The organism is Planctobacterium sp. AWH2_060 (assembly GCF_056158425.1).
This window is the reverse complement of record NZ_JBSWTG010000001.1, coordinates 1,825,376-1,844,969: the sequence shown is the minus strand read 5'-3', so window position 1 is coordinate 1,844,969 and position 19,594 is coordinate 1,825,376. Positions and strand designations below refer to the sequence as shown.

At 44.8% G+C, this 19,594-nt stretch carries 19 protein-coding genes; 9 read left to right on the top strand and 10 right to left on the bottom strand.

Going from position 1 to position 19,594, the window contains the following annotated elements:
- Positions 1-8 precede the first annotated feature (8 nt).
- The 5 genes from ACXAD8_RS07825 (at position 9) to ACXAD8_RS07805 (ending at position 5,255) form a co-directional block, all read left to right on the top strand.
- The gene (locus ACXAD8_RS07825; protein WP_475226945.1) at positions 9-1,184 is read left to right on the top strand and encodes a phosphoglycerate kinase; all 1,176 of its coding nucleotides are present in this window, start codon (positions 9-11) and stop codon (positions 1,182-1,184) included.
- Between the two features lie 115 nt (positions 1,185-1,299).
- Positions 1,300-2,199, top strand: coding sequence for a fructose bisphosphate aldolase (locus ACXAD8_RS07820; RefSeq protein WP_475226943.1), 900 nt, complete (start codon positions 1,300-1,302; stop codon positions 2,197-2,199).
- A gap of 163 nt (positions 2,200-2,362) precedes the next feature.
- A complete protein-coding gene (locus tag ACXAD8_RS07815) occupies positions 2,363-3,139 on the top strand; it encodes a DUF481 domain-containing protein (RefSeq protein ID WP_475226940.1) in 777 nt (258 codons plus the stop codon).
- Positions 3,140-3,246: 107 nt separating this feature from the next.
- On the top strand, positions 3,247-3,732 hold the full coding sequence (locus ACXAD8_RS07810; protein WP_475226938.1) for a YcxB family protein: 486 nt from the start codon (positions 3,247-3,249) through the stop codon (positions 3,730-3,732).
- A 341-nt stretch (positions 3,733-4,073) separates the two neighbouring features.
- Entirely contained in the window at positions 4,074-5,255 is a 1,182-nt protein-coding gene (locus ACXAD8_RS07805) for a serine hydrolase domain-containing protein (RefSeq protein WP_475226935.1), read from the top strand.
- Between the two features lie 219 nt (positions 5,256-5,474).
- Here ACXAD8_RS07805 and ACXAD8_RS07800 read toward each other — a convergent pair whose 3' ends face one another.
- The 4 genes from ACXAD8_RS07800 to ACXAD8_RS07785 all read right to left on the bottom strand — a co-directional run bounded on the left by ACXAD8_RS07800 (position 5,475) and on the right by ACXAD8_RS07785 (position 11,414).
- Positions 5,475-6,458 (bottom strand): transposase, encoded by a 984-nt coding sequence (locus ACXAD8_RS07800; RefSeq protein ID WP_475226932.1) that lies wholly within the window; start codon positions 6,456-6,458, stop codon positions 5,475-5,477.
- Positions 6,459-6,591: 133 nt separating this feature from the next.
- Entirely contained in the window at positions 6,592-7,881 is a 1,290-nt protein-coding gene (locus tag ACXAD8_RS07795; protein WP_475226929.1) for a methyltransferase, read from the bottom strand.
- 38 nt (positions 7,882-7,919) lie between these two features.
- Positions 7,920-10,280 carry a putative bifunctional diguanylate cyclase/phosphodiesterase gene (locus ACXAD8_RS07790; RefSeq protein ID WP_475226926.1) on the bottom strand — a complete coding sequence of 787 codons (2,361 nt, stop codon included), beginning with the start codon at positions 10,278-10,280 and terminating at the stop codon, positions 7,920-7,922.
- A 78-nt stretch (positions 10,281-10,358) separates the two neighbouring features.
- Entirely contained in the window at positions 10,359-11,414 is a 1,056-nt protein-coding gene (locus ACXAD8_RS07785; RefSeq protein ID WP_475226924.1) for an oxidoreductase, read from the bottom strand.
- A gap of 220 nt (positions 11,415-11,634) precedes the next feature.
- Between ACXAD8_RS07785 and purU the strand changes: the two genes are divergently transcribed.
- Positions 11,635-12,498, top strand: coding sequence for a formyltetrahydrofolate deformylase (purU, locus tag ACXAD8_RS07780; protein WP_475226921.1), 864 nt, complete (start codon positions 11,635-11,637; stop codon positions 12,496-12,498).
- A gap of 43 nt (positions 12,499-12,541) precedes the next feature.
- Here the strand turns inward: purU and serA are convergent, their stop codons facing one another.
- From serA to ACXAD8_RS07760, 4 genes are all read right to left on the bottom strand, one after another.
- Entirely contained in the window at positions 12,542-13,771 is a 1,230-nt protein-coding gene (gene serA, locus ACXAD8_RS07775; protein ID WP_475226917.1) for a phosphoglycerate dehydrogenase, read from the bottom strand.
- A 162-nt stretch (positions 13,772-13,933) separates the two neighbouring features.
- Complete coding sequence (gene rpiA, locus ACXAD8_RS07770) at positions 13,934-14,590, bottom strand: ribose-5-phosphate isomerase RpiA (protein WP_475226915.1); 657 nt, start codon at positions 14,588-14,590, stop codon at positions 13,934-13,936.
- Positions 14,591-14,657: 67 nt separating this feature from the next.
- Positions 14,658-15,254 carry a 5-formyltetrahydrofolate cyclo-ligase gene (locus tag ACXAD8_RS07765; protein WP_475226913.1) on the bottom strand — a complete coding sequence of 199 codons (597 nt, stop codon included), beginning with the start codon at positions 15,252-15,254 and terminating at the stop codon, positions 14,658-14,660.
- Positions 15,255-15,369: 115 nt separating this feature from the next.
- Entirely contained in the window at positions 15,370-15,786 is a 417-nt protein-coding gene (locus tag ACXAD8_RS07760) for a DoxX family protein (RefSeq protein WP_475226910.1), read from the bottom strand.
- 238 nt (positions 15,787-16,024) lie between these two features.
- Between ACXAD8_RS07760 and ACXAD8_RS07755 the strand changes: the two genes are divergently transcribed.
- From ACXAD8_RS07755 to ACXAD8_RS07745, 3 genes are all read left to right on the top strand, one after another.
- Positions 16,025-16,648 (top strand): LysE family translocator, encoded by a 624-nt coding sequence (locus tag ACXAD8_RS07755; protein ID WP_475226908.1) that lies wholly within the window; start codon positions 16,025-16,027, stop codon positions 16,646-16,648.
- A gap of 81 nt (positions 16,649-16,729) precedes the next feature.
- Entirely contained in the window at positions 16,730-17,359 is a 630-nt protein-coding gene (locus ACXAD8_RS07750; protein ID WP_475226905.1) for a hypothetical protein, read from the top strand.
- A gap of 75 nt (positions 17,360-17,434) precedes the next feature.
- Positions 17,435-17,566, top strand: a complete 132-nt coding sequence (locus ACXAD8_RS07745) for a helix-turn-helix transcriptional regulator (RefSeq protein WP_475226902.1) — start codon at positions 17,435-17,437, stop codon at positions 17,564-17,566.
- A 66-nt stretch (positions 17,567-17,632) separates the two neighbouring features.
- Here the strand turns inward: ACXAD8_RS07745 and ACXAD8_RS07740 are convergent, their stop codons facing one another.
- Complete coding sequence (locus tag ACXAD8_RS07740) at positions 17,633-18,583, bottom strand: nucleoside hydrolase (RefSeq protein ID WP_475226899.1); 951 nt, start codon at positions 18,581-18,583, stop codon at positions 17,633-17,635.
- Between the two features lie 27 nt (positions 18,584-18,610).
- Positions 18,611-19,504, bottom strand: coding sequence for a ribokinase (locus tag ACXAD8_RS07735; protein WP_475226896.1), 894 nt, complete (start codon positions 19,502-19,504; stop codon positions 18,611-18,613).
- Positions 19,505-19,594 lie beyond the last annotated feature (90 nt).

The following is a 19,594-nucleotide window of genomic DNA, read 5'->3' as shown; positions in this document are numbered from 1 at the left end:
CTATGAACATGTCCATTATCAAAATGACCGATTTGGATCTCGCCGGAAAGCGGGTTTTGATTCGGGAAGATTTAAATGTACCGGTAAAAGACGGCAAGGTAACTTCTGATGCTCGCTTAAAAGCGGCGTTACCTACAATTGAGTTTGCTCTGAAAGCCGGTGCTAAAGTGATTGTTATGTCTCACCTTGGCAGACCGACGGAAGGGACTTACGAAGAAGAGTTTAGCCTGGCCCCAGTGGTGAATTACCTGTCGGACGCATTGAGCAACAAAGTCAGATTAGAAAAAGATTACCTCAATGGTGTTGAGGTTGCTGACGGTGAACTGGTGGTGTTGGAAAATGTCAGATTTAACGTCGGCGAGAAGAAAGACGACGAAGCTTTAGCAAAACAATATGCCGCACTGTGTGATGTTTATGTAATGGATGCCTTTGGCACCGCTCACCGCGCACAAGCTTCTACTCATGGCGTTGGTTTGCATGCTCCGGTCTCTTGCGCAGGTCCCTTGCTGGCGGCAGAGTTAGATGCGTTAGGTAAAGCACTGCACAACCCTAAAAAGCCTATGCTGGCAATAGTTGGAGGCTCTAAAGTCTCAACTAAACTGACGGTACTGGAATCGTTATCCAGCAAGGTAGATCAACTTATCGTCGGTGGCGGTATCGCCAACACCTTTATTGCGGCTCAAGGCCACAATGTGGGTAAATCCCTGTACGAAGCCGATTTGATCCCAGAAGCCAATCGCTTACTGGAAACTGCAAAAACCAATGGCGGTGATATCCCGGTGCCAGTGGATGTTATCGTTGGAGATAAATTTGCTGAAGATGCTGCGGCGCACCTGAAAGATGTTGAGCAGGTATCTGACGAAGACATGATTTTTGATGTTGGTCCGGAGACAGCGGGCCGTTTAGCCGAATTAATTAAATCTGCCGGCACTATTGTCTGGAATGGTCCGGTTGGCGTATTTGAATTTGACCAGTTTGGTGAAGGAACTAAAGCTCTGGCGTTGGCCATTGCTAATAGCGAAGCGTTTTCTATCGCGGGTGGCGGTGATACTTTAGCCGCGGTAGACAAGTATAATATTGCCGATAAAATATCCTATATTTCAACCGGTGGCGGCGCATTCCTGGAGTTTCTGGAAGGCAAGGTATTACCGGCTGTGGCCATGTTAGAAAAACGCGCTGGCTAAAGTTTTTATAACGAGAGAATTATCAGGATTAAAAAATAACAAAAGGGACATTTTACACTGTAAACCCATGGGCTTTGGTCACTAATCGACGGGCTCGCACTCAGGAGAAATTAAGATGGCTTTACCAGCCAACACTGAAATGTTGAAAAAGGTCAGTGAAACTGACGGATTTATCGCAGCACTGGATCAAAGCGGTGGTAGTACTCCAAAAGCATTGTTGCAATATGGTGTCGATGAAAGCGCCTACAGCAATGATGAAGAAATGTTTGACGCCGTGCATGCCATGCGAACCCGCATTATCACTAGTCCGGCCTTTACCGGTGATAAAGTGTTAGGTGCTATCCTGTTTGAAAACACACTGGATCGTGAAATCGAAGGTAAAATGAGTGCCGCTTATTTGTGGAAAAATAGGCAGGTTGTGCCATTTTTAAAAGTGGACAAAGGCCTGGCAGACGAAGCTAATGGTGTGCAGGTTATGAAGCCTATGCCGGAATTGGACGCCTTACTGGATAAAGCCGTGGCTCAGGGCGTGTTCGGTACTAAAATGCGTTCCGTGATTAAACTGGCAAACGAGCAGGGCATTAGTGATGTTGTTGCACAGCAGTTTCAGGTAGCTAAACAAATTAGTGCTAAAGGCCTGGTGCCTATCGTCGAGCCGGAAGTGGATATTCATTCTCCGGAAAAAGCTCAGGCAGAAACCATCATGCGCGCCAAAATATTGGAGCAGCTGGATTTGTTGGCCGAGGATGAACTGGTCATGCTTAAGCTGACTTTGCCTTCTGAAGATAACTTCTACAAAGTGCTGATGGAACACAAGAACGTGATCCGTGTTGTGGCTCTGTCTGGTGGTTATTCTCGTGATGAGGCAAATGCGATTATCGCCCGCAACAAGGGTATGATTGCCAGCTTCTCTCGTGCTCTGGCACAAGGTTTGACTGCTCAGCAATCTGATGCCGAGTTTAATCAAATGCTGGGTGATTCCATCAACGCGATTTTCGAAGCATCGCGTACTTAAAATGCTTATTTTCACAAGCGGGTAAGCAGAATTACCCGCTTGTTATTTCAACTAAACAGCACTTCTCCACACCTTCTTAATCCTGACATGAATACGTATTCGGACGTCTAGACTTCCCGCACCTGTTTGCATAGAATGCTCAGCGCGAAGAGCCAGGTGAACAATGAAAAAAATAATTACTATTTGCTATCTATCTTTTGTGTCTTTAAGTCTTCCGGTAATCGCAATGGAATCGCCATCGGAAGAAGACGCCAAAGACTTCACCCTGGAAGGCGAATTTGGTTCGATTTTCAGCGGTGGTAATACTAAAACAACATCATTTAAAGGCAGTTTGCGTTCTCATCACGAAATGCAAAACTGGAGTAATGATTATGTGATTGAAACCTTGTACCGTCAGGACGATGTGATGATCACAGATGAAGACACTGGCGAAGAGTACGAGGAAGCTCAGACGACCGCTCAACGCTTTTTTCTCTCCGGTCAGGCAAATTACAAACTGGACAATCCACAAAACCGGCTGTTTGGTTTTGTGTCCTATGAAGATGCTCGTTTCAGCAGCTTTGAATATCAGGCGACACTAGCGGCTGGCTGGAGCAGCCAGTGGTTTAAGAAGTCAAATAGCCATTTTACTTACAGCATAGGTCCTGGTTATGCCTTTCAGGAGCTACAAGACGGTGAAGATGTCAGTGGTCCGATATTGCGTGGTCAGCTGGACTACGGCTGGAAGATCTCAAAAAATGCCAATATCAAACAAATCCTGAGTACAGAGATAGGCTCCCTCAACACTAAGTCTCGCTCTGAGTCTTCCTTGTCGGCGAAGATTAATGGCTCCATGTCCATGAAGGTCTCTGTGATCCTTAATCACAATAGTGAAGTGGAAGAAGGCTCTGAAAATCTGGATACAGAAACCGCTATCACCTTGGTGTACAGCTTTTTTTAGTGTTTATCCGTTTTTTCTGATAGCTGATGCGATAATCTCACCGTTGTGATTACTGCATCAGCTGCAAAAGCCGGATAAACTAGTATTTTTAGATTTCGATAAAGCACATGACTGAAGCATTCCATTACGCCACCACTTATAAGCTAGACAAGAGTCACTACAGTGAAACTTATGACCAGTCGGTGACCTATGACTTCGTAAAGCCGGGCTATATAAAAGCGACGATTTTGGCTTTGGTGGGCGTGGTATTATTGCTGGCCACCGAAATTAGTGGCTACATCTCATGGTTCATTATCGGCTTGGGGGTGCTGGAAGCATTAAATGTGCGATTCCACAAAGCCTGGTGGTTAGCCAGACAAATGATAAGCAAAGCGGCCAATAATAAAGTGACACTCACCATAGACGAGGAATCTGTGAAAAGTCACTCCATTCACGTCAACAGTAAAATCGCCTGGCGCGATATTGTAAAAATCGAACAAACCTCCGAAGGTTGGTTGCTGCACCTGCAGACGGGGAAATCCTACCTGTCAAACCGATGCCTTTCTCAAGAAGCACAGGATTTCATCGCCGCCAAAGCCGCCGAAAAACAGTAGCTTTTACCAGGACACCCATATTAATTTCCCAAAGTTTTGCTAAGTTAAACAGACACCTATTCAAATTAAATCAAAATTAAACGGACACCCATACTAAAAACTCACGGCTCCGAATTTAATGATGGGTGTCCCTTTACTATTACTATCTTTACTGAAAATTAAACTGACACCCATAGTAGCTATTACCAGGACACCCATACTAAAAACCCACGGCTCCGAACTTTATGATGGGTGTCTGTTTATTTTAGTTTGTACTCTTAACTTTTAGAAAATGCTCCGGGATCTGGTGTTAACTTGTGTAAAACTCTGCCCCTTGTATGCACAACTAACAAGACGTGACTTTGAGCAACCTTACTAATAAATTCAGTAAATCTCTTCTTTTTTGTTTTTCGGTATTTTTAGCTTCAACTCTTTTTAGCTTTAAGACATTTGCTGATAACGCAGATATTCAGGCTATTGAAACCAGTTTAAAAGATGATGGTTTTTTCTTGTTCAGAAGCTCTAAGCCGCTTTCAGTCACTGAGAAAATGAAGGAAATTCATTTACCCGGTGCTAGTGTTGCGGTAATAAAAGATGGGAATCTTGCCTGGGCCAAAGGCTGGGGGATTGCAAACACTGAAACCGGAATCAATGTAGATGAACATACATTGTTTCAGGCGGGCTCCATCAGTAAACCGATAGGAGCTCTGGCCGCGCTGAAACTGGTGGAAGAGGGCAAGATTGACCTCGATACTGATGCAAATCTGTACCTTAAGGGTTGGAAGGTTGAAGGCAAGAAACTCAAAAAAGAAAACCCTGTTACCTTGCGACATCTGCTGACTCACACTGGAGGACTGACCGTTCATGGATTTCCTGGTTATGCAGAGCCGGATATTCCTTCTACGGTTGAGGTGTTAAATGGTGTTGGGAATACCGCCAGAGTTGAAGTCAGTATAAAGCCCGGTAGCGAATGGAGTTATTCCGGTGGCGGCTATACTGTTATGCAAAAAATAGTGGAAGATGTAACTGGGTTATCATTCGCCGAATATACGGATGCTAATATTCTCAAACCGCTGGGTATGACCAGTAGTACCTATCAGCATGATTTATCCGAGCATTTAGAAGCAAGAGCCAGCGCAGCCTTTGATCGCAAAGGGAATATGTTTCAGCAAGTCTACAACAATTATCCCGAAAAGCCTGCTGCAGGTCTTTGGACCACGCCTTCAGATATTGCGCAATATGTCATCCATATGCAGAAAATTATGAAAGGAAATGGCTCAGGGCTGTTAAAAAAAGAAACTGTAGAGGCCATGTTCCAGAAACATAAGAACAATTGGGGGCTAGGTCCTGAGATGTCAGACAGAAGTGGCAAGCTGGTTTTTGGTCACGGTGGTAAAAATCTCGGCTTCACCAACAACTTTCGCGCCTTTGTTAATCAAGGGGATGGATTTGTGGTGATGACAAACGGTGATACTGGCGGAAAACTTATCAAAGCTCTGATGATGAGTATTTCAGACCATTATCAGTTTGGCCTGGTAGAGTGATCTACAAGAATAATCCAGACACCCAACTTTAATTTGTTGGGTTTTTCTTTGAGGTTTGCCAGAACTTTCATGTGGCTTACGTTGCGAAGAGATTAAATTTTTCAGTTTTATTAACTTAATTGACTGATTTTACAGTTGAAAAGTGATGGTTGAAAAAAACAGACGAGTTTAAGCATTACCGACGGGTAAGAATTAACTATCTGAGGTATTGAGTTGTTATTATCCAAACAACCTGATTGCGTTGTTTTTATCTCTGAGTCGTTTTAGATTGTGACGCTGTCGATAAGCTTCAAGGTAATCATTACCGCCTGCGGCATGATGAAAACAGTCCTCAAATTGAGTGCTGAGTTCCAGCCATTGCGCTTGTTCTAGATTGAGTCGCTGCAGAATGGCCGGTGTTGCTCCTTTAATAAATCCCTTTTTGTTATCAAGAATCACTCGGCCGGTGATATCCACTAATTCCAGATAGTCGGTTAAATGAAACGGCAAACTATGTTGCAGGTATTGGTTTAAATAGCCGGCGAAGGGAGTCAGGTATTTTGGGTTTTTACCTGCTTTAGCGGCATTGATGCGGTATTGAATGCTGGTGTGGTTTGACTGTTCCGGTGTGTTAGCTATTCCGGCTCTGACGGGATTTAAATCCACATAGGCCATGCATGCTGTAAGTGCAGCTTCATCCAGCAGGGATTGAGACTTAAAGCGGCCTTCCCAGAAGCGACCTGTGCATTCATCTTCTTTGTTTGCTTCTCGGGCAATATACTCATTCAATGAGCGCATAAACCAGCTGATGTCGGTGAGTCGTTGCCGCCAAACTTCAACGGTTTCTTCAACAGTAAATAATTGAGATTCTCCCATCTGTTGACGTTGCTCAGGACTCAGATATTGATGGCTTAACAGTGTGCCTTTATGCAGCCGGTGCCAGCGACGAATCACTTCTTCAGTATCCCAGCTGTCTGATAAATCTTTATGAATATGTAATACCAGATGGGTGTGATTGCTCATCACTGCATAGGCACAGATATTAATGGCAAAGATCTGAGACAAAAAATGGATGCGGTCTTCAACCCATTGGCGGCGGTGCTCATAGCTGATACCGGTCTGCTCGTCTTCACCGCACAAATAAGCTCTGCGTACACAGCGGGAAACACAGTGGTAATAAGACGTATCTTCAAGGCTGATTTGAGCCTTCCTGGCTTTTGGCATGTGGACTCCTCCTGAGTCTGATAACAAGAGCTTCTATTTTGCACAAATAACCGAAATTGAAAACTGTACCGAAGTACAGTTTTAATGATTGTTTGATTTATTAAGGTGGCTGTCCAGTTAGTAAATTTGCTTATTAAAGCCGGCTTGCCGTGAGTTGAATGTTTCGGGGTGAAAGTGCGCGAGGGCAAAATTCCTGTAGCGAGACCTGAATATCATTGCTTACTTCTTCTTCCAGGTACAATGCTAAATCGCTCACTAACCAAAGCTCCAGAGGTCGCCTGAATCCTTGAGCAGCCAGTTGTAATCGTCTTATTTGTTGATAACGGATTCGAGCCTTATCGGTATAGTCTGTGGTATTAATGAGTTCCGGTAGCTTCAGGCCTTTTTTATTTGCCAAAAAACTAAATACTTCAGTTACTGACCAATTTGCCGCAGATAAGGGCAGTGAAGGTGTGGGCAAGTATTCATCGATACCTCGAATTTCCCTTTGCAGTATGTCAAAGGCCAGGCGCATGGTTTGTAACTTGTGCATTAAGGTTTGCTCTCGCATCGAAGCTGTAACCGTTTCCTGCATGGCCAGTTTAACCTGTTCTGTACTTAGGGACAGGTTGTTATCTTTGGCCAGCTTTGACAATGGTCGATAAGCTCCTTTTAACCACTTCTCATAACAGCAGGGGGCCAGTATTAGTTTTGATGAAGCGCTGTGTTTCCAGTCCTTCAATAACTTCCTGTGCAGGTCACCACAGGCATGCAGTGCTAGTACCTGTTGCTTATTATTAAAGAAAAAATCTTTAAGCAGCACATCTGCGCAATCAAAATTTGCCAGGACACCCATTTTATCAGCAAGCAACTTACCACCTTTACAAAGAGCTTCGTCACGCTCAATGGCGTGTAATTTATTGCCGGTTATTAGCGCAGCCGTGCGGCCAAGATGTGACTTGCCAGCACACCAGTCAACCAGTTCAGGAGCAGAGAAATTTATTTCTTCCGATGGGTGTCCTGTTAACTGTTGAATTGTGTATTTTGCGATGGGTGTCCTTGTTGGAAACGATTCTTGTGATGGGTGTCCTTGTAAAAGTGGGGATAAAAACGCGGTGATTTGTTGCCACTTTCTACCGGGAATGCCGACATCTGCAAACTTAGGTGGGGTTATGATTTGGTTTTGTCTTGGTAACTGAATGGCTTCCAGCAATTCGCTGTAACTCGGTAACCTTTCACTGATAAACCCATGCAGTGCGGAGGCTGATGTTTCCAGCTTATTTAACTCTTCATCATTCAGGGCTAAGAGTTGCTCATGTAGCTCCGAATAATGATCGGCCCATTTGGGAGATGGTTGCTGAAACACTGAATCTCGCCACAGTATTTCAAACTCTTTAAGTAAGCGGCTTAATTGTAAAAAGCGGGTGGTGTGGGACAGCGACACTGTTGTAAAAACTCTGTGATTATTGATTCTTTTAAGGATTACTGCTTTTGATAATACTCATTGGCATCAAAGCTCGCGAACCACTCGCTGAATTTATCAGCAGGTAGCGGGCGGCTCATGTAAAATCCTTGTGCCTTGGTACAGCCAACTTCTTGCAAAAACTTCAGGGTGTCACCATCTTCAACTCCTTCTGCAACGGTTTTTAGTCCCAGGTTTTGGGCTAAAGACATCAGGGTGCGCACCATGATTTTATCGTCTTCACTTTTGGCCAAGTCCAACACAAAAGCTTTGTCGATTTTAAGCTCATCAACTGGCATTTTTTTCAGTTGGGCCATAGAAGAGTAACCGGTACCAAAATCATCAATGGATAAGGTAATCCCCATGCGTCTGAGAGTGTTCAGGGCTTTTAAAGCACTTTCCGGGTCAGACATTACCGCACTTTCAGTGACTTCCAGTGTCAACATGGAGTTGTCTACATCAAACTCAGACATCAATTCAGCGACGTAGGTAGGCAATTTCATATCTACCAAATCAATAGCGGAGATGTTCACCGCCATACCTATTTCGAATCCCTGTTTTTGCCATTCTTTATATTGCTGAAAGGCGACTCTTAAGGCCCAATGGGTAACATCGCGAATGGCACCAGTTTGTTCAGCTAAGGGAATAAACTCATCGGGAGGAATGAAACCATGCACCGGATGAATCCAGCGTATCAGGCACTCGGCTGTGGTAATTTTGCGCTCAGCAATGGCCAGTTTCGGCTGATAATACAATTGCAACTGGCCTTCCGCCAGCGCGCCGCGCAGTTCTGACATCAGACTAAGTCGCTGCACTGAATATTTGTTCAATTTGTCGCTGTAAATGGCATAAGGGAAATGCTTGCCTTTACAGCTGTAGAGCGCAATATCAGCACATTGCAGCAATCCTTCAGTTGAGTCTGCGTCATTGGGATAGGTGGCGATCCCCATGCTAACGTCCACGTCCAGTGTGAGTTGTTCAATAACAAACGGACGGTCAAATAAACCAGAAAAGTTCTCGGCAACAGCTTTGGGATCCTGCCCGCTGATATCTTCCACAACGATGGCAAACTCATCACCACCAATGTGGGCGATGAACACTCCTTCGTAAGCAAAGGCTTTTAAGCGATTGGCAATTTCTTTCAACAAATGATCGCCGGCTTCATGACCAATTGTGTCGTTAATTTCTTTGAATCGGTCCAGATCCATCATCAACACAGCTGATGGGCGTTCAGGATTGGCTTTAATCAGCTGAGTCAGGTGGTTTTTAAATTGGTTACGGTTAGGCAATAGAGTCAGGGTGTCATAATAAGCCAGGTGTTGAATTTCCTGCTCCCTTTGTTTAATGCCTTCCTGCATCGAATGGATGGCATCAGACAGAGATTCCACTTCATTGGTACTGGCTTTCGGGAATTCCTGTACATAATTTCCCTGGCGGATTTTATTGGCAACACTTACCAGGCGAGTAACTGGTCGGGTAATTCCATTAGATAACAGCATGGCGGCCACCAGAGCCATCGCTGCGGCAATAACTAAAATCAGGATCAGTTGTCCTAGCAGGCTGTTGTAGGAAAGGTAGGCTTTGTCTTCTATGGTAGTTAATACCAGCTCCATCGGTAAACCGCGCCAGTTGCCCAGGTCACTGGCAATGTAAATCCACTGGCTCAACTCTCCGCTGAACTGATTGAGTTGTTCATTTGTGACAATAGTCTGTTTTACCAGTTCACTGGCAATCTCCGCTTCATGGGTTGTGGCAATCAGTTGATTTTGCGCGCCAATAAACATCAGGCTGATATTCAAATCAGTCAGGCTGGCCAAGCGTTCATTAAACAGATTTTCTGCAAGGATGCCCATTAATACCCAAGCGTTAATGTTACGGGAGCTCTCCACAAATTTCACCGGCATGGCACGCACCAGATAGAGCTTTCCCTCAACGCTGTGCCAATGAATATCATCCGTTAAAAAGTCTCTGGCATCTGCGTTCAAGTCTTTAACTGGAAATTCCGGATTGGAGGTAATAGTGCGACCATCTTTATTTTGCACCCAGGCCAGGTCTGCACCGGCTCTGGCCTGAAAGTTCTCCAGCGCTGACAGTAAACTCGCGGTGTCATCGTCACTGGTGGCCACCAACTGTTTAAAACTAAAATCTTTGCTGATGGTATTTAATGCATCGCGCAATGAGATAGAGCGGTTCAGAATCTTATCTTCTACCACACTGGCAGAGGTTTGCGCATAGGACATTAGCTGCCCGGTGCTGTGTTTATAAGTGGCCGACTGCACTGTGTAAAGCGTGACAATAACGACGATGCTCAGCACCAACAAAAAGTTAAGTAATATGCGGGTCCGGAGGGAATTAAATCCCTTTAATGTTGTTTTTGTCATAGCAGGCCGTTCAGCGATTCCAATGGTTCAGATGTCTGAATAGAAAGATTACAACATACTATTGTATATAGCGGTACGTTATTCTTCCCGAAATTGTCTGACTTTGATGGTTTTACCTTTCTCCTGGCTCAACTGGCCCAGTTGTAAAAAGCGGGCCACTTCGATAGCAGCTTCAATGCCGACAGGCGGTTTTGCATCATAGCGGATACATTCCGCAACTTGCTGATAAAAGCTGGGATAGCAACCCGGTAATGTTGTAATACTGTGTGCATTAACATCACCCGAAGCGCTTGCTTCATAAAGTGTGCCGTAGCTTGCTTCTGAATCCAGGCCATAGCTATTGTCACTAATCGCAAGTCCTGACATCAACTGCGCTTCTTGCACGTCCATTCCATATTTTACAAAGGTGCCACTGTTGCCCTGAACGTGAAAGCGTTGCACAGGCGCGGCATTGTGGTTACTGGCTCTTAAATGGATTTCTTTATCTTTGTAATGCAACTGAACGTGAAAATAATCCGTGGTGTTGGATTGAGGGCGAGTATTGAGCAAGCTGGCGGTGATGGCTTCGGGAATACCAAAAAGTACAAAAGCCTGATCTAACAGATGCGGGCCCAAATCGAACCAGATACCACTGCCTGGACCTGCATGTTCCTTCCACTTGTCCTTAGGGATGGGCCGAAACCGGTCGAAATGAGATTCAAATAGCTTGATATCACCCAAGCGATTTTCTTTTATAAGCTGAGCCACAGTCTGAAAGTCGCCATCCCAACGGCGATTGTGGAACGGAAATACCTGCACATCATGCTCTTCAGCCTCGTGCTGCAAAGTTTGTACTTCTTTTTGCAATAACGCCACGGGTTTTTCGATAACCACGTGCTTTGAAGCTTTGAGGGCTTGCATCGCAATAGGAAAGTGATGTTCATTCGGAGTGGTGATGACCACCAAGTCGGCGTCGGAATTTGCCAGAAGTTGTTCGTAATTGGCAAAGCACTGAGCCTCTGGTACCAGTCGCTCAACCAACTCGGGTTTTGAGCTGGCAACAGCAGTGATTTGTAATTGTGACTGATGTCGAATTAAGGGCAGGTGCAGGTTTTGTGCAACACTCCCAAATCCAATTAAAGCAACCTTTATCATCTGTGCTCCCTGTACCAATTATTTTTGAACTGCATTTTATCTGAATATTACACTTTATCAGTCTATGGCGCGACGCGGATTTAAACAACAAATCGACATATATGAATACAACCAATGCTTTTTTAGGAAACTACTTTCAGAAACTGTATCTGGCTATTATGCTTGCTATAAATACTTAATCAGCTGTGATGAGTCTCACAGAAAAAATTAAAGCAATAGAATGACAACACGCGCAATTTTAGTGGTTTCAGGGCCACTACAGGAAGGTGTCGCAGCGGCGCTGACCCAGTTTGTTTACAAAAACAAAGGCAATATCACCGACTTTGATCAGTATGTGGATGTTGAAGCGGTGCCGCGCATGTTTTTTGCCAGGATGGAGTGGGAGCTGGATGCTTTTCTCATCCCAAACCAAGAAATTATTGCTGCGTTGAGACACGAGCTGGATGGTCGTTATCATTTAGAACTGGATCTCAGGATTCTGGATAAGCCGCTCAAAATGGCCATTATGGTGACTAAACAACTGCCTTGTTTTTATGGCATGTTGGCGAAAATTCTGTCTCATGAATGGAACGCTGAAGCCACGCTGGTACTCAGCAATCGCACTGATATGGAAGTGGATGCCAAACGCTTTGATTTACCTTTCTATCATCTTCCTATCACACCAGAAACCAGAGTAGAGCAGGGTGAAAAAGCCATGGCTCTGTTTGAAGAGCATGACATTGACGTAGTGGTACTGGCTAAATATATGCAGATTATTCCGCCCAATGTGCTGGCCAAATGGACCGGTAGAATGATCAACATTCATCATTCCATGCTGCCCGCATTTGTGGGGGCCAAACCTTATCATCAGGCCAGAGAGTATGGTGTTAAGTTTATTGGTGCAACGGCTCACTATGTTACTGAGGAGCTGGACGAGGGACCCATAATTATGCAGAACGTAAAACCCATTACCCACCGTCAGACAGCGGATGAATTGGTGAACATGGGCAAATCTATTGAAACCGAAACCTTGCTGAGGGCGGTGGAGCTGCACTTGCAGCACAGAATTGCTATCTCAGGCCGACGGTCTATTATTTTCGATTAAGTTTGAATTATGAAAGTAAGGGAGGCGATCGCCTCCCGTTTTATTAGTGCAGAATACGGGTTTTGATAGTGCCTTCGATGGCCTGTAATGCCTGGAAAGCATCTTCAGCATGATCGGTTTCTACATCAATAACCACGTAACCAATATTTTCATTGGTTTGCAGATACTGAGCCGCAATATTCACACCCATTTGCGTAAACGCCTGGTTAATTTGGGTTAACACGCCTGGTGCATTTTTGTGAATGTGCAGTAGTCTGGAACGGCCAATGTGCTCAGGCAAAGAAACTTCAGGGAAGTTAACCGCTGAAAGGGTGGAGCCGTTGTCACTGTATTTGGCAATTTTACCCGCCACTTCTTTACCGATATTTTCCTGCGCTTCCTGAGTGCTGCCACCCACGTGCGGAGTCAGAATCACGTTTTCGAATTCCCTCAGTGGCGACACAAATTCTTCATTGTTGGACTTGGGTTCAACCGGGAATACGTCGATGGCTGCGCCACCTAACTTTTTCGCTCTCATGGCTTCAGCCAGAGCGTCAATATCTACCACGGTACCACGTGAGGCATTGATAAGAATGGCACCTTGCTTCATCACTTCCAGCTCGGCGGCACCAATCATATTTTTGGTTTGTGGTGTTTCCGGAACATGCAAGGAAACCACGTCTGAAGTTTTTAGCAGTTCAGTCAGTGAAGAAACCTGAGCGGCATTACCCAGCACCAGTTTATCTTCGATATCATAAAAGCGGACATTCATACCTAAATGCTCAGCCAGGATAGATAACTGAGTTCCAATGTGGCCATAACCAATGATACCCAGGGTTTTACCTCTGGCCTCATAGGAACCTACGGCACTTTTATCCCAGCCGCCCTGATGCGCTAAAGCGTTTTTAGCCGGAATGCCTCTGAGTAACAGAATGATTTCACCTAACACCAACTCTGCTACGGAGCGGGTATTGGAGAAGGGAGCATTAAATACCGGAATACCGCGAATTTGCGTCGCGTTTAAATCCACCTGATTGGTACCAATGCAGAAGCAACCTACAGCCACTAATTTGGAAGCCGCGGCTATCACTTCTTCAGTTAATTGGGTTCTGGAGCGGATACCAATAAAATGCACATCGGCAACTTTCTCAATTAGCTCAGCTTCTGGCAGGGAAGTTTTCAGGTATTCAATGTTACTGTAGCCCTGATTTTTTAGGGTTTCAAGGGCACTTTGGTGCACACCTTCTAACAACAGGATCTTAATCTTATCTTTGGGAAGCGAAACTTTACTCATGATCACAATACCTTGAAACTTGAAAATCAGGGAAACAGGACAGGCCTGAATGGGTACATAAATCTATCACTGCAATGATAGAAGTCTGGACGTCTAAATGGGTTGCGCAACAATAGCAAATTGTGCGCGAACTGCAAGTGTTTATTTAGCGTCCAATACTTATTATTTTATAGTGACTACACCTTGTTCTGTGCCCACTAAAACCACGTTAGCGCCGCGCTTTGCGAACAGACCATTAGTGACCACGCCCACAATGCCATTGATTTGTTTTTCCAGCTCTACCGGATCAAGAATTTTAAGGTTGTGAACATCCAGAATGACATTGCCATTATCAGTGGTTACACCCTCGCGATACACAGGATCGCCGCCCAGTTTTAGCAGTTCTCTGGCCACATAAGAGCGCGCCATAGGGATCACTTCAACTGGTAAGGGGAATTTACCTAACATGGGCACCTGTTTGCTGTCATCTATGATGCAAATAAACTGGTCGGCAACTGCGGCAACAATCTTTTCGCGAGTGAGGGCGGCACCACCCCCTTTAATCATGTGCTTGTGTTCGGTGATTTCATCGGCACCATCCACATAAATTTCGATGTTACCTACACTGTTCAGATCAACAACATCAATGCCCAGCGCTTTAAGGCGCTTAGTACTTTCTTCTGAACTAGACACGGCTGCCTGGATGTCGTTTTTAATGTCCGCCAGTCCGTCAATAAAATAATTTACGGTGGAACCTGTACCTACACCAATGATGCTGTCGGGTTGAACATAAGATAGGGCGGCTGCTGCCGCGGCGCGTTTTTTTTGGTCCTGGGTCATGATCTTGCTACTTGTGGGTTGGTTTGAGGAAATTATACCTTGATTCTGATTGCAACACAGTCTTGTATCAGCATTTTATAATGCGGCTTGGGGTAATAATCATATTCAGTGGGATATCCCAACTCTGGCAGGGGAGTTGCTCTACCTGCTGACAATCGTGGGCCAGTCCAATGAGTCTGATACCGGGAACATTTTTCAGAGATGCGAGGGTGCGATCATAATATCCCCCACCCATACCGAGGCGATTGCCTTTACTATCAAAGCCGACTAAGGGCGTGAAAATCACTTTGTGCTGTAGTAGTGGCACAACATTCGTCACCTCGCATTTGGGCTCGGCGATGCCATATTTGTTGTGTTGCATTGCACTGTTGTGCTGATAGCGCAAGAACAGCAGGTGGCCTTTGCTGAAGGGATGAAGTACCGGTAAGGAAGTGTTTAAACCCTGGTGCCAACAGTGTTGAATTATTGTGTCGGGGCTTAACTCGCTATCGTTGCTTATATAGAAAGCACAACATCCGGAATCGGGTAATATCTTCGCTTCGAGAACTTTGGTTAACAGATCCTGGCTCGCTTGTTGTTGCTGTCCGGCGGTTAGTTCCCGCCTTGCCTTACGCAGCGCTTTTCTTAAGCTGCTTCTGTCCTGGTTGCTTGCTGTTAATACCACGTTGTTTTAGCGGGTTGGATTAGTGTGGCGTGGTTATATCAAATTAACCTCAAAAAAAGAAGCCGCACAATGGCGGCTATGTCTTAAAGGGGAGCCGGGTTTTGGATGTTATCCCTTATTTATTCAGTTTAGCATCCAGGCTATAACTTTTAGCGCCATTGATGGTCAGCATTAAGAAGCCACCGGCAATGGCCAGATTTTTAAAGAAATTAAGAAATTCAGCCTGGTCAGCAATGTTGTTGTGGAAGATTAACGCCGATGCAATGGAAAATACCGCCAATCCCAGTGCCGCGAGGCGTGTTTGAAAGCCAATGATAATGGCTAGCGCACCTGCGATTTCCGCAAAAATCACCAGCGGTAACAAACTACCGGGGACACCCATCGCATCCATCCAGCCAGCAGTGCCTTCATAAGCGCTTAGTTTGTTCATCCCTGCCAGTAAAAATATAGTGGCAATCAGCACTCTGCCAGCCAGGTCAATTAAAGAAGCCAAAGCACCGTTTTGATTAAAAGTTAAAATTTCAGTTTTCATGTCATTCTCCTCAGAATTTAGGTTTATCGTTGCGACAGGGATAATGATAGTTCGTTAAAATAAAAATAAAATCGCAATAAATAGCTTTAATTGTTCCAAAAATTGGAAGTATGCCTTGTTTTTACAGTCAGCAGCTACGCTCCCCCATGTTTATAACGGTGGTCGCTCACAGCACCGGGCTTGTAACCCGGGAGAAAGGGCTTTAAATTTGGCAATAATTACGAAAAGGGAGTTTTTTGTGGAATTGGATATTTGGTTGTCGTTTTGTGCTGTTGCATTACTTGCTACCGCTACACCTGGCCCTGCTGCTTTACTGGTGTCTGTTCATAGCTTGTCTTTTGGCATCAAGATGTCGCTTGTCACCATTTTAGGCAATGTAACTGCGTTGTTTATTATGTCGAGTGTTTCCATTGCGGGACTTACCGCCATAGTTTTGCTCTCTACAACAGCCTTTACCCTGATAAAAACATTGGGAGCCATTTATCTGATCTATATGGGACTGAAGTTATGGAAGTCTGGCATCACAGTTAATAATAATCAGAACAGAATCGCTAACAAAACTTCAGCTATTTCGCTTTATTCACAGGGCTTACTTGTGGCGCTCACAAACCCCAAAGCCATCATATTTACAACGGCATTATTTCCACAATTTATATCCGTATCAGAACCGCTTTTATTTCAGTTTTCACTGCTGGTGGCCTCATTCATGGCATTGTCCTTAATTTGTCTGTCCACGTATGCATTCCTGGCCAGTAGAGCAAAACTGAAATTCAGTAAAAATGAATCCGGTGGCTATTTGGGGAAACTACTGGGCTCTACCTTTATCGGTGCTGGTTGTTATTTGGCGACAACTAGTAGATAGTAAGGTAAATAATATCACCGCCTTGAACAATTCAGTGTTTGATTCAAGATGATTAACTTCAACAGGCTCTAAGGAATGGACATGAAAAAAATGATAGAAAGGTGGGCGAGGCCGGTAGAGATATTGGCTATTGTGTTCGCGGGGATTTTTGCATTCATCACCTGGGGAGTCGATCAGCTAACGATCAGACAGCCTAACTGGGAAGTGGAAGTCGATAATGTGAATGAAGCTATTCTTGAATACCAAAATAAAATAGGTTGTAGCTGGGAAGGATTAGTAAAAATAGACAACAAAGGTACCAGGCCTTTGGCTGCTGAAAGCACTCAACTTGAATTTTATTTATTTCCCAGACCCAAGTTTACGGGTGTGGCTGAAAATACCGGCTATCACTTTGAAACACAGGTTTGCAGGTCAAGTAATCAAGACAAATCATGTGTAAATCCGTTTCATACTATTCAAATTGAACAGCTAGATAATTCACTAATCTTTCCGGATAAACAAGCATGGAGACCGTTCAGTATTGTTTTTGGCTCCTACAGCACAGTTAAAGAATTACAAGATGATTTAATCGATAAAATCATGTTGCTTCGGGTAAAGCAAAACCTGGATGTCGAGAGTCAGTTTGGTTGGGGTAAAAAAGAGCTGGCCAGAGTAAATGTTCTGGATCCTCATATCTGCCGAGTGGCTCTGACATTTCCTGACACCCCATAGTACGGATTTTGGAAATTCTTAAAGGTGGATGATGGAGTATAGAGATCATAAGGAGTGCAAGGAAGTTAAGAGGAAATGGCGGTTAGATTGTCGATTGCTTTTAATACCTCATCTGAGAGCTGGATGAATCAACAGACTCAATATAATTTGTGGCTGGCTGAGGCCAGTCGCAAAGAACTCCGGGTTAAGCCATTAAGCGCGGCATGATTACCAGGTTGCTTGCAACAAAAAAGCAGCCCGAAAGCTGCTTATCATTGTGTATCAAGCACAGTGTTAAAGCGCGTAAGTATCCATAAATAACTTCTTAATGCGCTCTTCATCTACTTTGAGAGCGGCCTGCATAACTGGCGCTTTTTCCCATTCAGGTGACATCATTTTATCCAGTGGTGCAAAGGTGGTTTGTCCGTAGCACAAGGGATCTGTTGCCACTCTGAACCGGCCTTGTTTCATTTCGAATAAGGTGGGATCAATCACATAGGCTAGTGCCATAGCGTCATGGAAGTAACAGACTTCTTCATCGCTACTTTGGAATACTTCTGAATAGAACTTGGCGTAAAACTGAGCTGCTTGATGAACAAAGCCACCCAGCGTGGGGTTCACTTCGCCCAGTTTAGCCAGGTAAGCCTGGTTGTAAGATACGGCGTAGGTGACATCCAGGCCAATCATAGTTAATGGCCAGTCTGCTGCGAATACGATATCAGCCGCATGGGGGTCGTTCCAGATATTGGCTTCGGCAACGGGGGTAACATTGCCCGGTACCTGTGCTGCACCGCCCATGATCACCACGCCTTTAAGCAATTTGGTGATTTCAGGTTCCATTTTTAACACCAGGGCCAGATTGGTTAACGGGCCGATAGCTACCAGGGTAACTTCGCCTGGGTATTGTTTTGCGGTATCGATAATAAACTGTGCTGAACTTCTTGGATCCAGTGGCTTGTCGGACAATTTCGGGTGAATATTGCCGAAGCCATCGTCGCCATGAACAAAATGCGCATAGCCTGATTCGGGGCCCACCCAGGGCAGGCCCATGCCTTCACACACCGGAATATCTTTTCCGGCGATATCGCACAGAGTTACCGCATTTCTGGCAGCCATTTTTACCGGTACATTACCGAATACTGACGTTAAACCTAAAACATCCAGATCAGGAGATTGGAACGCGAAAAAGATGGCCATTGCGTCGTCGATACCCGGATCGGTATCAATGATAATTTTTTCTGCCATGGTAATTCCTCAATAAATAGTGTTTCGTTACGCTTGCTCAGCCAAAAAAGCTTCGACTTCGTCAAGGGTAGGAATGGATTGTGCTGCGCCAACTCGTGTGACGGCGACGGCTGAAGCTGCGCAGGCTCTGCGAATACATTGTTCCGCTTCATTTTCCTGCATGTAAGCGGCTAAAAAGAAACCGATAAAGGTGTCACCAGCAGCTGTAGTATCAACTGCCTGAACCTTAAAGGCTTCCGCAAAAGCGCAGCTGTTTGTTGATAACAGTTTGGCCCCTTTTGATCCCAGTGTAATAATGACTTCAGTATCAGGAAGGTGTTGCTTAAACCAAGCTTCCATCGCTTCTAATTCACTGCTGCCGGTTAATGCTTCCCCTTCCACTTCGTTGACAATCAATAAGTCCAACTTGTGCAAGGGCAGACTTTTGACAGACTCTGTCATTGGAGCGGGGTTAAAGGCCACCTTGAGTTGTTTTTCGTGGGCACTATCAATGATGTCTGCAATAGCATTGGTTTCGTTCTGGATTAATACCCAGTCACCACTTTCACTATTGCTCATTGCCTGTTGAATTAAATCATCAGTCAATTCGTGATTTGCACCAGCAAACAGGATTATGGAGTTCTCGCCAGAGTCGGCTACCTGGATAATAGCGTGCCCGGTGGGGGTTTCCGTGCCGCGCACGTATTTACAATCAACACCTGCCTTGATCAGCGCTTGCTTCATCGCAAAATCGCTTTCGTCAATCAAGCCTACATGTTTAACGTCAGCACCAGCTTTGGCTAACGCGATAGATTGGTTTGCACCTTTCCCGCCCAGCAGTTTCTGATAACTCTTGGAGGCAAGAGTTTCGCCGGGCTGTACAAAATGCTCCACCTGATATACGTGATCGATATTGATGGAGCCAAAATTAATAATCGCCATACAATTTAATTATTTTCCTGAGTTGAATACTTACTGTAGAACATTTCGAGACGTTCAACTATGACAATTTACCGAATTTAGCACAAAACC